Raw genomic sequence first — 11926 nt, 5'->3', positions numbered from 1 at the left:
GGGGCCTGGCCTAGGGGGCCGACCGCTGGGCGCAGGCCAGCGACTCCCGGCTCAGCCCGCGGTGACTGACGTACCCGGACAGCGCGAGGGTGAGGTCCAGTTCGGCGAGCAGGCAGCGCAGCACGTGGTCGACGCCCTCCTGCCCGGCCAGGGCCAGCCCGTAGAGCACGGGGCGGCCGAGCAGGACGGCCCGGGCGCCGAGCGCGAGGGCCTTGACCGTGTCGGCTCCGGTGCGCACCCCGGAGTCGAAGAGCACGGCGATCCGGTCGCCGACGGCGTCCGCGACGGCGGGCAGGGCGTCCAGCGCGCCGATCGCGCCGTCCACCTGCCGCCCGCCGTGGTTGGACACCACCACGCCGTCCATCCCGTGGTCGGCGGCGAGCCGGGCGTCCTCGGCGGCGCTGATCCCCTTGAGCAGGATCGGCCCGTCCCAGTGCTCCCGGAGGAAGGGCAGGTCCGCCCAGCTCAGGCCGGGGTTGGGGAACATCTTCGCCCAGTGCAGCGCGGCGGCCCCCGGGTCCTCCGCGACCGGCTTGTCGAGCTTGGCGAGGAAGGCCGGGTCGGTGAGGTAGTTGGCGATGCCGACGTTGCGCAGGAAGGGCAGGAACCCGCGGTTCAGGTCGGCGGGCCGCCAGCCGAGCATGGGCGTGTCGAGGGTGAGCACCAGGGTCGAGAAGCCGGTGGCCTTCGCCCGCTCCAGGAAGCTCAGGCAGACCTCGCGGTCGGTCGGCCAGTAGAGCTGGTACCAGCGCGGGGCGTCCCCGCCGGCCTCGGCGATCTGCTCGAAGGAGTGCGCGGCCTGGGTGGAGTGGACGTAGGGCACGCCCAGCGCGGCCGCCGCGCGCACGGTGGCCAGCTCGCCGTCCGGGTGGGCCAGGGTCTGCACCCCCATCGGGGCGATCAGCAGCGGCGCCGGCATCGAGGTGCCGAGAACCTCGCAGCTCAGGTCGCGCCGCGCGCCGCTGCGGAGCACCCGCGGCACGATCCGCCAGCGGTCGAAGGCCTCCCGGTTGGCCCGGGCGGTGGCCCCGCTGCCCGCGCTCGGCACCACGTAGCCGAGCGCCTCCGGCGCGAGGGCGGCGCGGGCCTGGTCCTCCAGGGCGGCCAGATCGGTCGTCAGGTCAGGGGTCCGGTCGGCGAACATGCCGTTCAGGTAGATGCCGAGCTGGTGGTCGCCGTAGTTTCCGGGCGGGTGCGGCGCTTCCTGCGTCAAGGCTGTCTCCCGAGGCGGATGGGCACGGCGGGTGATCCCGTGCGAGAGGTAGCCTGCAAGCGCCCACCGGCTCCGTCAAGGACCGGCGGCCGCGCCGGGCGGACGCCGCGCGGGCCGGACGCGACGCCGGGCGGACGCCGCCGACGATCACCGGCAAGCCCGCTCCCCCGTCGGCTCGCCCAGAACGGCTCCGGACGCCCGACCGCCCCGGACCGCCCGGGGCGGCGGTCCGCGGCCCGCCGTCCCCTCGGGGCCGGGCGGGTGCGAGTACGGTGGAAGCGAGGACGGCCCCAGGCCCGGGAGGTGCGCAGCCGTGCCGACGATGACCTGCGAGGGCTGCGGGCGCCAGGTTCCGTGGAACCCCTTCTCCTGCTGCAGCTGGACCTGCTTCACCCGCCCCCGTGATCCGGACGAGGAGATGACCGAGGTGGCGGCGGCGGCTCCGGCCGCGCTGGCGTACTTCTTCCGCCTGCGACGCGGCTACCGGGTGCACGGCGCACCGACGTGGTGGGTCGTCGGCGGCGCTCGTCGGGGGCGGCCCTCCGGACCGGACCGCCGCCCGGCCGGACAGCCTCCTTCGGCCGGGCCCCCGACCGCGCAGTCCCCGACCGCGCAACCCCCTGACGCTCAGCCCCCGGCCCCGCAGCCGTCCGCCGCGCAGGCCTCCGCCGCCGCGCGGCTGCGGGCGCCCTACCGGCCGTCCTGGGTGGCGGCGGGCCCGGCCGATCCCCTCGCGATGGTGTGGCTGAGCCGGACGGGCGGCCGCCCGGCCGCCGCTCCGGACGGTCCGGCGGCCGCGCTGAAGGCGACGGTGTCCGGCTGCCGCCGGTGGTGGAGCCGGTCGCTGCGGCGCCGGCCGGGGCCCGGGCCGTAGTCCGGGGCGGTGCCCCCGAGGGGTGACCCCGGACCGGGGCCGCGGAGCCCCGCGGCCTGCCCGCGGTCAGTCGCGGGCGCCGGCCGCACCGACGGGGACCGACCCGTCCACGCCGGGCCCGTCCACCCCCGGCAGGCTCGTGGTGAAGCAGTGGGCGCCCGGGCCGTGCGCCTCCGGGCCGTGCGCCCCAGGACCGTCCACGTCCGGACCGTCCGGGCCCGAATCGTCCGCACCGGCATGGGACGTCACCGCCAGGCCCACGACCGGTCCGGCGGGGACGTCCGCCTGACCCTCACCGGGGACCCCTTCCTCCCGGAGCTGCTCCAGCACGCCCTCGCGGTCGGAGAGCAGCACGGTCAGGATCCGCCGGGCGGAGCGCAGGAAGTCGGCGACGTCCCCGCCGGCCAGGGCGTAGAGCACCACCGTCCCCTCGCGGTGGGAGACGACTATGCCCGAGCGCCGCAGGACGGCCAGCTGCTGCGAGAGGTTCGACGGCTCGACCCCGATGTCGGCCAGCAGGGCCCGCACCGGGAGCGGGCCGCCCTGCAGCAGCTCCAGCACGCGGATCCGCACCGGGTGGCCGAGCATCCGGAAGAACTCGGCCTTGACCTGGTAGAGCGGGGGCTGCGGCATCAGACCTCCAGCTCGCTCTCGACCAGCTGCAGCCGGCGGCGGGCCATCGCGAGGTTCGCGCGGTTTCGGTCGAGCGCCAGGTAGAGGAAGAGCCCGCTGCCGTTGCGGGAGGTCAGCGGCCGGATCAGGTGGTACTGGTTGGTGAGCGTCACCAGGATGTCCTCGATGGAGTCCTTGAGCCCCAGCATCTCCATCGTGCGGGCCTTCGCGCGGACCAGGTCGGTGTTCCCCGCGGCGGCGACGGCCAGGTCGAAGTCACGGTCGCCGCCCAGGGTGCCGAGGGCCATGCCGCTGCCCACGTCCACGAGGGCGACGCCGATCGCGCCCTCGATCATCATCGCTTCCTTCAACGCAACGTCTGTGTGTGCCATGACCGCAACGCTAGCCCTTGAACTGACTGTGCATCATGTAAATTGCAAAAGTCCGCAATTCATGGATCCGGTGCGGTACTTTGCCCGGGAGGATGGCCCCCGCACTGGATGAGCCGTCAGCGAACAGTGGCATGACGCCCGGCCGGCCCGCGCAGGATGACGGGCATGGACGTGATCGAAGTACTGCCCGGCCTGCGCATGCTGCGCTTCCCCGTCGGCGCCGCCTACCTCTGGCGGGACGGCCGCGAACTCACCCTGGTGGACACCGGGACGGCGGACCGCGCGGCGGAGATCGAGACGCTGCTGGACGGCCCGCTCCGCCGGATCGTCCTCACCCACTGGCACGAGGACCACACCGGTTCGGCCGCCGAGCTGGCCACCCGGCACGGGGCGGAGGTGGTGGCGCACCGCCTGGAGGCCCCCGTCGTCCGGGGGCGCACGGCGGGGGCGCCGCCGGTGCTGGAGGACTTCGAGATCCCGATCCGGGCCGCCCTGCCGCCGCTGCCGCCGGCTCCGCCGTGCCCGGTGGACCGGGAGGTGGAGGCGGGCGACGTCCTGGAGTTCGGCGGCGGGGCCGTGGTGGTGGGGGTGCCCGGCCACACGGACGGGTCGATCGCGCTCCATCTGCCGGGCCCCCGGCTGCTGTTCACCGGCGACGCGGTCGCCAACGTCGGCCGGACCATGCTGGGCGTCTTCAACACCGACCGGGCCGCGGCCGTCGAGTCCCTGCACCGGCTCGCGGAACTCAAGGTCGAATCGGCGGTCTTCGGACACGGCGACCCGGTCGTCACCGGCGCGGCGGCCGCCCTCCGCACCGCCGCCGCGGACGCCGCCGCGCACACCCGGTGACGACGGCCGGCGAGACCTCACCCCGCCCCCTGGCCCCGCCCCTCGCTCCGCCTCAAGACCCGCCCCTCGCCCTCGCCGACCGGCCGCCGCCCGCCGGCCCGACGCGGTTCCGATCACCCGCGGGCCCGGCCCGCCCGCCCGGGCGCTAGGGTGCTCCGGGGCCGGGGAGACGCAGGGGGAGGCACGGGGTGCTGACGTACACGGAGTTGAGCGGGCCGGAGCAGCGGGTGTGGGACGGCTTCGCGGCCGGCACCCTGGTCGACCTGCGCAGCGGCTCCGCCGGGCCGGACGACCCGCGGGCCGGCGCCGGCTGGGGCGAGGAACGGACCGTACGGGCCGAGGTGCTCCGGGCGTTGCTGCTCGGCGGCTCGGCGGGCCGGCTGCGGCTCGCGGGAGCGCTGATCACCGGAGAGCTCGACCTCGCCGACAGCACCGTCGGCGGCACGCTCACCCTGGAGGGCTGCCGGTTCGAACGGCCCGTGGTGCTGCGGGGCGCCTCGATGCGCTCCACCGGCCTCATCGACTGCTGGATACCAGGCCTGGACGGCTGGCTGCTCCAGGTCGACGGCAACCTCTTCTTCCAGGACTCGACGATCGAGGGCCGGCTGACCCTCACCCGCGCGCACATCACCGGCGAGCTGCGGCTCAGCGGCGTCCGCCTCACCGCCCGTGAGCTGCTCGGCGTCGAGGCCGCGGACGACGCGACCCGGGCCGCCGGGATCTGGGCCCTGTGGGCCGGCGGCCTGGTCATGGACGGCGGCTGCTTCGCCCGTCACGGCTTCACCGCACGCGGCGGACTGCGCCTGGTCGGCGCCCAGTTCAACGGCGGACTGTTCATGGAGCGCGCCACCGTCGACAACCCCGGCGGGGACGCGCTCAGCGGCGAGGACCTCACCGCCTCCACCATGATGCTCAGCGAGGGCTTCACCACGAACGGCGCGATCCGGCTGCCCGGTGCGACCGTCCGCAGCCGGCTCTCCCTGGACGGCGCCCGGCTCACCGGCGGCCCGGTCTCCCTGGACGCCACCCGGCTGCGCGTCGGCGATCTCCAACTCACCACCGCCACGGCGCCGGTGGGCGCCGTGGTCCTGCACGAGGCGCAGGCCGCCGTGCTGCACGACAACGAGCACAGCTGGCCCGCCGACACCCGTCTCGACGGGTTCGTCTACGGCTCCCTCCAGCTGCCGCCGGGCGGCCAGGGCGCGGACGGCGTGGCCGCCCGCCTCGACTGGCTCGACGCGCTGCCGGGCTACGCGCCGCAGCCCTACGAGCAACTCGCCGCCTGGTACCGGAAGATCGGCCACGACGACGACGCCCGCCGGGTGCTGCTCGCCAAGCAGCGCCGGCGCCGGCGCACCCTGAGCCCGCTGGGCCGGGCCTGGGGGCTGCTGCTGGACGTCACGGTCGGCTACGGGTACCGCCCCTGGCAGGCGGGCCTGTGGCTGCTCGGCCTGGTGGCGGCCGGCACGACGGTGTTCGGGCGCGGCGCGCCCTCGCCGGTCCAGCCCGGCCAGGGCGCGCCCTTCAACCCGTTCGTCTACACCCTGGACCTGCTGGTCCCGATCGGCGGGTTCGGGCAGCGCACCGCCTGGTACTGGACCGGCTACCACCAGTGGCTCGGCTACGGCCTGATCGGCGCCGGCTGGCTGCTCACCACCGCCGTCCTGGCGGGCGTCACCCGCTCGCTCAACCGGGCCTGACGGGACGGACGGACCGGCGTACGGGCGTACGGACGGGCAGGCGTACGGACGGACAGGCGGGCAGGCAGGCGTACGGCGGGTGGACCGGCGTACGTACGGACCGACCCGTGCCGCCACCGCGGCGGGTCCGTCCGCGGGCCTTGCGCGGGCGGCGCGCTCGGCCGTCCCGGGGGCCCGAACCCGGCGCACCCTCCGCCGATCAGCGGCCCGCGGCGGCCCGCGGCAGCCGGACGGGCCCGGCCACAGCCCCGTCCGGGCGCGGAGCGACGGGAGACCCCGGACCGGTGTTGTTGAGACGTTAAGAATCCGTTGGTGTCGAAAGTTAGTTTACGGTCCGTCGGTTGAAGATCCGCTGCGCGATATCCCTGGGGGTTGATCATCGCGATGAGTACGACCGTGAACCGGACGGCCGGGTGTCCTGACGAGCACCCGGGCGGGCCCGCCGCCGAGGTGTGGCGGTACGGAATCCTGGGCGCCCTGGAGGTGCGTCACGGGGGCCGGCCGGCCGCGCTGGAACGCCCGCGCCACCGCGCCGTCCTCACCTGGCTGCTGCTGCACGCCGACCGGCTGGTGACCACCGAGCAGCTCGTGGACGCCGTGTGGGGCGAGAATCCGGTGGCCACCGCACGCGGCCGGGTCCATGCGGCGGTCTCGGAGTTGCGCAAGACCCTCCGCGCCGGCGGCTCCCAGCCGCTGGTCTCCCGCAACGGCGGCTACTGCCTGCTCACCGAAGGGGCGACGGTCGACGTCGTACGGTTCCGGCAGGGCGTGGACGGGGCACGCCGGCTGGCCTGCGACGGCGACCGGGCCGGGGCCGCGTCGGCGCTGCGCGAGGGGCTGAGCCTCTGGCGCGGGACGGCGCTCGCCGGGCTGGAGGCCCCGTTCGCCGGGGCCGCCCGCGCGCACCTGGAGGAAGAGCGCTTCGCGGCGCAGGAGTTGCTCGCCGACCTGGAGCTGTCGCTGGGGCGCCATCAGGAGCTGGTGCCCGAGCTGGGTGCGGTGCTCGACCGCTACCCGACCCGGGAGGGGATCGCCGAGCGCCTGGTCCTGGCGCTGTACCGCAGCGGGCGGCAGACCGACGCGCTGGCAGTGGTCCGCCGGGTGCGCCGGCGGCTCGGTGAGGAGTACGGCCTCGATCCCGGCCGGGCCATCGGCGACCTGGAGAGCGCCGTCCTGCGGGGTGACCCGGCGCTCCTCGGCGCCCCCCGCACCGGGCCCCGGGAGTCGGCCGCGATCCCGGCCGGGCCGCCGGAGCGGCAGCCCGTCGTCCCGTCGCCGGGTACGGGCCCGTCGCAGGCCCCGGGGCCCTCCCCGGCCCTCGACCCGCCGGCGGCCCCCGGTCCCTCGCCCCGCTCCGTCGCCCCCCAGTTCCGTCCGGCCCAACTACCGCCGGCGGTAGCGGACTTCGCCGGCCGGTGCGCCGAGCTCGGGGAGCTCCAGGACCAGCTGCGGCAGGCCGCCGGACAGGCGGGCGGGCCGGGTCTGCGGGTCTGCGCGGTCACCGGGCCCGGCGGGATCGGCAAGACCGAGCTGGCCCTGCACGCCGCCCACCGGGCCGCCGGGCTCTTCCCGGACGGGCAGCTCCACGCCGACCTGCGCGGCGGTGAGCGGGTGCCCGCAGCGCCCGCCGAGGTGCTGGCCGGCTTCCTGCGGGCCCTCGGCGTGCCCGCCGGCGCCGTCCCCGCGGCGGCGGAGGACCGTGCGGCCCTGTACCGGAGCGTGCTCGCGCACCGGCGCCTGCTGGTGGTGCTGGACGACGCCCGGGACGCCACCCAGATCCGCCCGCTGCTGCCCGGCTCCGGCCGGTGCGCGGTGGTGGTCACCGGTCGCAGCAAGCTCGCCGGCCTGGTCGGCGCCCACCGGGTGGACCTCGAACGACTCGACGACACCGAGGCCCACACCCTGTTCGCCGGTGCCCTCGGCCCCCGGCGGGCCGCCGCCGAACCGGAGGCCACCGCCGAGGTCCTGGCCGCCTGCGCGGGCCTGCCGCTGGCCCTGCGCATCGTCGCCGCCCGCCTCACCGTGCGGCGCCACTGGACGGTGGCCGCGATGTCCGCCCGGCTCGGCGACCACGGTCGCAGGCTCGACGAACTGCGCATCGACGACCTCGCCGTCCGCACCTGCTTCGAGACCAGCTACCGCCGGCTCGCCGCGCCGGGCGGCCGCGGGCGGGCTCCCGACCCGGCCCGGGCGTTCCGGCTGCTGGGCATCGCGCCCGGTTCCGTGATCAGCCGGCCCGCCGCGGCGGCCCTCCTGGACCTGTCCCCGCGGCAGGCCGACGAGGTGCTGGAACACCTCGTGGACGCCGGCCTGCTGGAGTCGCCCGCCCCCGCCCACTACCGGCTGCACGACCTGTTGCGCCTCTTCGCCGCGGAGCGGGCGGCCGCCGAGGAGTCCGAGGCGGCCCGCCGGGCGGCGGTCGAACGCGTCACCGACTGGTACCTGGGCGGTCTCGTCGAGGCCGACGCCCTGCTCTTCCCCGGCCGCCCGCCCGCGGCTGCCCCGGCCGTGCCCCTCACCGCCTACCGGGACGACCGGCGCGTCACCGACGGGGCCGCGGGCCTGCGCGCCGTCGGCTGACCGGCCCGGAGGCAGCGGGGGCCGGGCCGAAGGCGGACGCCCGGGGCGGCCCGGCCACGGGGCGACGGACCGGGGAAGGGCCGGGAAGGATCCGCGAAGAAGGCGGGAAGAGAACGGGAGGGGCCCGGGAAGACGCCGGTGCGAGAGTGGGCGTGCAGCGGGCGGGGACGTGCTGCCGACGGGCACTCCCCCATCGCCGGAGGACCGCGTGATGCCGGCCCGGCGCCCGACTGCCCTCCGTCGCACCCCGGTCGACCGCGGACACGGCACGTCCGGCCGCGGTCGACCGCCGCTCCACCGACCGCCACCGACCGGCACGACGGACGCCGCTCCTCCCCGTACGCCGTCGTCGCCAACGAAAGAGAACTCCCTGATGCGCAAGCAGTTCGCCGCTCTGGGCGCCGCCGCCCTCCTGGCCGGCGTCGGCCTCACCGCCGCCCCCGCCGCCTCGGCCGCCACCGCCTCGCAGTACTGCGGCAAGGGCTACACCACCAGCGAGCCGCAGCTGAGCTACGGCGACACCGGCCCCGCGGTGATGGCCCTGCAGTGCCAGCTGAACGAGGACATCGCCAACACGCACCTCACCGTGGACGGCGTCTTCGGCGGCCTCACCTACAACGCCGTCGTCAAGTTCCAGGGCTGCACGGGCCTGAAGCAGGACGGGATCGTCGGCCCGAAGACCTGGGGCCGGCTCGACGGGGCGAGCTACCTCCCCGCGGAGTCGCAGCTCAACTGCTGACGGCGCCCCCGGGGGGGGAGGCACGGCACCACCTCGGGCGATGCCCGGACCGACAGACCTCGCAGAGAGAAGGACCACCCATGAGCAGCAGGAAGGGCGTCCGGACGGGCGCCACGACGACACTCCTCGCCCTCGCCCTGGCCGTCACCGGCGTGCTGACCACCGCCCCCGGCGCCCAGGCGGCCGTCGGCCAGGGATACGTCAACGGCTTCGACGCCGTGGGCGACGACTGGAACGACGAAGGCGTGCTGTCCGCCACCCAGCACTACCACAGCGGCGCCGCCGGGCTGTGGCAGATGGTCCTCTACGCGGACGGCTACCTCTCCGAGTCGGGTGTGGACTGCAAGTTCGGCAACGGGACGGACAGCGCGACCCGGCAGTGGCAGTCGAACCACGGGGTGACGTCCGACGGTGCGGTGGGCGGCCAGACCTTCGGCAAGGCCGGCGGGCGGCTGTTCCTGTCCTCCGACGGGATCGTCGGCTTCGCCGACGAGGCGCGCACCGTCTACTTCGTCCGCAACACCACCAGCGGGGCCTACGGCTTCCGTGGCCCCGTCAGGGGCTTCACCCAGGCCGACTACGCCTACCCGGACGGCTGCTGAGCCACCGTTCGCCCCCGGCGGTCCCAGCCTTCGGGGCCGCCCCACCATCGGTCGTCAGGACCGGGAGGAGAGACATGCGCGAGAGGTTCTGGCGCCGGGGCTTCGCGGTCGCCGGTGCGGCCGCCCTGGCCGCCACTCTGTCGACGGGCACCGCGGGCGCCTCGTCGGGTGCCGCCTGGATCGGCGACGGCTACCCCAACACCCCGCAAGGGGTCTGGTGCGTGCAGCACCTGGCCAACCACGTGGCCAGGCAGCAGGGCCGCGCCACGGTGGCCGAGGACAAGCTCTGGGGGCCCAGGACCAAGGCCCAGGTCCAGTGGTTCCAGAGCTTCGTGGGGGTCACGCCGGACGGGATCGTCGGTCCCTTCACCGGGGACAACCTCCTCTACCGGGGCGACCCCGGCTACGGCGGCACCTCGGGCTCCTGCTTCGCCCACATACCCAGCGACTCCGGGCTGACCGACTGAATCGCGGCGGGCCGGCCCCCGGCACGCCCGGACCGCCCCGCCGACCGAGACCGGTGCGGCACGCACCACCGGGTGCGCGGACCCCCGCCGCGCACGGACGCCGGCGCGCCCCCCGCCGTTCCGCGGGGGCGCGCCGGTTCCACGCCCGGCTCCACGCTGCCCGCCTGCCCGCCTGCCCGCCCGCCGCACGCCGGTCGGGCCCGTCCCGCTCCCGACCGACCGGAGAAGACCCATGCCCGTGACCCTTCCGCTCCCCCGACCGCACCGGCTCCGCCGCCCGGGCGCGCTGCTCACCGCGGTGGCCGCGGCCTGCTGCCTGCTCGCGGGCAGCACCGGCGCCGCGCAGGCCGCGCCCGCCGCCGTCCCGCTCACCTCGGCCTCCTGCCCCGCCGTGATGGCCCAGGGCGAGCAGGACGGCTGCGTCACCGAGCTGCAGAACCTGCTGGACACCCACGGCGCCAGCATCGTGGCCGACGGGGACTTCGGGCCGACCACCACGGTCGCGGTCAAGGGCTTCCAGTCCGCCGTGGGCCTGACCGTCGACGGCCAGGCCGGCGCCGCCACCAAGAGCGCCCTGTACGCCTCGCCGGCCGCCGCCGTCCGGCTCACCTCGCCGCACTGCGCCGTGATGGTCCGCCAGGGCGAGCGGGACGGCTGCGTGACCGAGCTGCAACGCCGGCTGAACGGCCGCGGCGCCTCGCTGACCGTCGACGGGGACTTCGGACCCGCCACCCTGGCCGCCGTCAAGAGTTTCCAGTCCGCGAACGGCCTGGGCCCGGACGGCCTGGTCGGCCCCGCCACCAAGGCCGGGCTGTACGGCGAGCCGGTGCCGGCCGCCCCCGCCGACCGGGGGGCGGGCCGGTACGCCGCGGTGGTCGACTTCGCCGACGCCGCCCTCAACTCCTACCTGCCCTACGTCTGGGGCGGCGGCCACGACGGCTCGACCGGTCCCTCGACCGGCACCTGCGACGGCTACACCGGTGTCGTCACGCCCTGCCCCGCCGACCACACGGTGGGCCTGGACTGCTCCGGTCTGACCCGCTGGGTGTACTGGCAGGCCGGCGTCGGCGACATCGGCCAGATCACCGACAACCAGATCGCCAACCCCCGCTTCCACCCGGTCGCGCAGGGCGCGGCCATCCCCGGCGACCTGGTCTTCTTCGGTGCGAGCGCCACCAACCCGGCGCACGTCGGCATCTACACCGGCGCACCCGGCGGCGTGCCCACCATGATCAACGCGCCCGCCACCGGGCGGTTCGTGTCCGCCGAGCCGGTCTCGGCCCACTCGGCGCTGATCGGCTACTACCACTACAGCTGAGCCCGGGCCGGCCCACCGCCACCCGGCTCCCTGCCTCCGGCGCGGCAGGACATCGCCCCCGCCGTTGCCGGCCGTTCCACGGATCCCCTGTCAACAGAAGGAGTCTCCCGCATGTCCCGCGTCACCCGCTCCGCCCGCTCCCTCGCGGCCCTGAGCCTGGTCGCCCTCACCGCCGGCGTCGTCGTCGCCTCCCCGGCCCAGGCCACCACCTCTCGCTCCGCCTGCTTCAACGCCGTCGGCACCCGCACCTCGCCGAACGGCGGCTGGACCATTCCGAACGTGTACCTGCGCCAGGGCGCCGGCGGCGTCTGCGTCCGGGAGCTGCAGGAGGACCTGGCCGCCTTCGGCCTGACCGACTACGAGTGGGGCAACGGCGACTTCGTCGACGGCCAGTTCGGCCCCCGCACCGACTCCGCGCTGCGCCGCATCCAGGCCTCCTACAACCTGTCCGCCGACGGCGTCGCGGGCCCGCTCACCTGGCAGCTGCTGATCTCCCACACCACCTGATCCCCGGCGCGGCGGCGGCCGGGCCCACCCGGCCGCCGCGCCCCACCACCCGCACCCCCGAACGAAGAAGAGC

General features: G+C 76.1%; 11 protein-coding genes and 1 pseudogene. 9 read left to right on the top strand and 3 right to left on the bottom strand.

Annotated features, from left to right (window positions below):
• Positions 1-10 precede the first annotated feature (10 nt).
• Positions 11-1144: a lactate 2-monooxygenase gene (locus tag IE329_RS30550; protein ID WP_190214270.1), complete on the bottom strand. Its 1134-nt coding sequence runs from the start codon at positions 1142-1144 to the stop codon at positions 11-13.
• Between the two features lie 382 nt (positions 1145-1526).
• Between IE329_RS30550 and IE329_RS30545 the strand changes: the two genes are divergently transcribed.
• Entirely contained in the window at positions 1527-2087 is a 561-nt protein-coding gene (locus IE329_RS30545; protein ID WP_190214244.1) for a hypothetical protein, read from the top strand.
• A 297-nt stretch (positions 2088-2384) separates the two neighbouring features.
• Here the strand turns inward: IE329_RS30545 and IE329_RS40970 are convergent.
• Positions 2385-2720: pseudogene (locus tag IE329_RS40970) on the bottom strand (ArsR/SmtB family transcription factor); the annotation flags it as partial.
• A complete protein-coding gene (locus tag IE329_RS30535) occupies positions 2720-3091 on the bottom strand; it encodes a hypothetical protein (RefSeq protein ID WP_073922553.1) in 372 nt (123 codons plus the stop codon). The pseudogene IE329_RS40970 and the gene IE329_RS30535, both read right to left, overlap by 1 nt.
• A gap of 165 nt (positions 3092-3256) precedes the next feature.
• Here IE329_RS30535 and IE329_RS30530 point away from each other — a divergent pair, with 165 nt between their 5' ends.
• The 8 genes from IE329_RS30530 to IE329_RS30495 all read left to right on the top strand — a co-directional run bounded on the left by IE329_RS30530 (position 3257) and on the right by IE329_RS30495 (position 11853).
• Positions 3257-3940 (top strand): MBL fold metallo-hydrolase, encoded by a 684-nt coding sequence (locus tag IE329_RS30530; RefSeq protein ID WP_190214242.1) that lies wholly within the window; start codon positions 3257-3259, stop codon positions 3938-3940.
• Between the two features lie 188 nt (positions 3941-4128).
• A complete protein-coding gene (locus IE329_RS30525) occupies positions 4129-5640 on the top strand; it encodes an oxidoreductase (RefSeq protein WP_190214241.1) in 1512 nt (503 codons plus the stop codon).
• Positions 5641-6024: 384 nt separating this feature from the next.
• A complete protein-coding gene (locus IE329_RS30520) occupies positions 6025-8220 on the top strand; it encodes an AfsR/SARP family transcriptional regulator (RefSeq protein ID WP_190214240.1) in 2196 nt (731 codons plus the stop codon).
• 373 nt (positions 8221-8593) lie between these two features.
• Positions 8594-8959, top strand: coding sequence for a peptidoglycan-binding domain-containing protein (locus tag IE329_RS30515; RefSeq protein WP_190214239.1), 366 nt, complete (start codon positions 8594-8596; stop codon positions 8957-8959).
• 80 nt (positions 8960-9039) lie between these two features.
• Positions 9040-9561: a peptidoglycan-binding protein gene (locus IE329_RS30510; RefSeq protein ID WP_190214238.1), complete on the top strand. Its 522-nt coding sequence runs from the start codon at positions 9040-9042 to the stop codon at positions 9559-9561.
• 74 nt (positions 9562-9635) lie between these two features.
• A complete protein-coding gene (locus tag IE329_RS30505; RefSeq protein ID WP_190214237.1) occupies positions 9636-10028 on the top strand; it encodes a peptidoglycan-binding domain-containing protein in 393 nt (130 codons plus the stop codon).
• A 232-nt stretch (positions 10029-10260) separates the two neighbouring features.
• The gene (locus tag IE329_RS30500) at positions 10261-11346 is read left to right on the top strand and encodes a C40 family peptidase (protein WP_190214236.1); all 1086 of its coding nucleotides are present in this window, start codon (positions 10261-10263) and stop codon (positions 11344-11346) included.
• A 111-nt stretch (positions 11347-11457) separates the two neighbouring features.
• The gene (locus IE329_RS30495; RefSeq protein WP_190214235.1) at positions 11458-11853 is read left to right on the top strand and encodes a peptidoglycan-binding domain-containing protein; all 396 of its coding nucleotides are present in this window, start codon (positions 11458-11460) and stop codon (positions 11851-11853) included.
• The last annotated feature ends 73 nt before the right edge of the window (positions 11854-11926 follow it).

The sequence above is a fragment of the Kitasatospora indigofera genome (genome assembly GCF_014655955.1).
Classification (GTDB): domain Bacteria; phylum Actinomycetota; class Actinomycetes; order Streptomycetales; family Streptomycetaceae; genus Kitasatospora; species Kitasatospora indigofera.
This window is presented reverse-complemented; position numbering and strand designations above follow the sequence as displayed.

Coding starts and splice junctions, on each gene's coding strand:
- IE329_RS30550 (WP_190214270.1), bottom strand. CDS start 1,144: ATGTTCGCCGACCGGACCCCTGACCTGACGACCGATCTGGCCGCCCTG.
- IE329_RS30535 (WP_073922553.1), bottom strand. CDS start 3,091: ATGGCACACACAGACGTTGCGTTGAAGGAAGCGATGATGATCGAGGGC.
- IE329_RS30530 (WP_190214242.1), top strand. CDS start 3,257: ATGGACGTGATCGAAGTACTGCCCGGCCTGCGCATGCTGCGCTTCCCC.
- IE329_RS30520 (WP_190214240.1), top strand. CDS start 6,025: ATGAGTACGACCGTGAACCGGACGGCCGGGTGTCCTGACGAGCACCCG.
- IE329_RS30515 (WP_190214239.1), top strand. CDS start 8,594: ATGCGCAAGCAGTTCGCCGCTCTGGGCGCCGCCGCCCTCCTGGCCGGC.
- IE329_RS30510 (WP_190214238.1), top strand. CDS start 9,040: ATGAGCAGCAGGAAGGGCGTCCGGACGGGCGCCACGACGACACTCCTC.
- IE329_RS30505 (WP_190214237.1), top strand. CDS start 9,636: ATGCGCGAGAGGTTCTGGCGCCGGGGCTTCGCGGTCGCCGGTGCGGCC.
- IE329_RS30500 (WP_190214236.1), top strand. CDS start 10,261: ATGCCCGTGACCCTTCCGCTCCCCCGACCGCACCGGCTCCGCCGCCCG.
- IE329_RS30495 (WP_190214235.1), top strand. CDS start 11,458: ATGTCCCGCGTCACCCGCTCCGCCCGCTCCCTCGCGGCCCTGAGCCTG.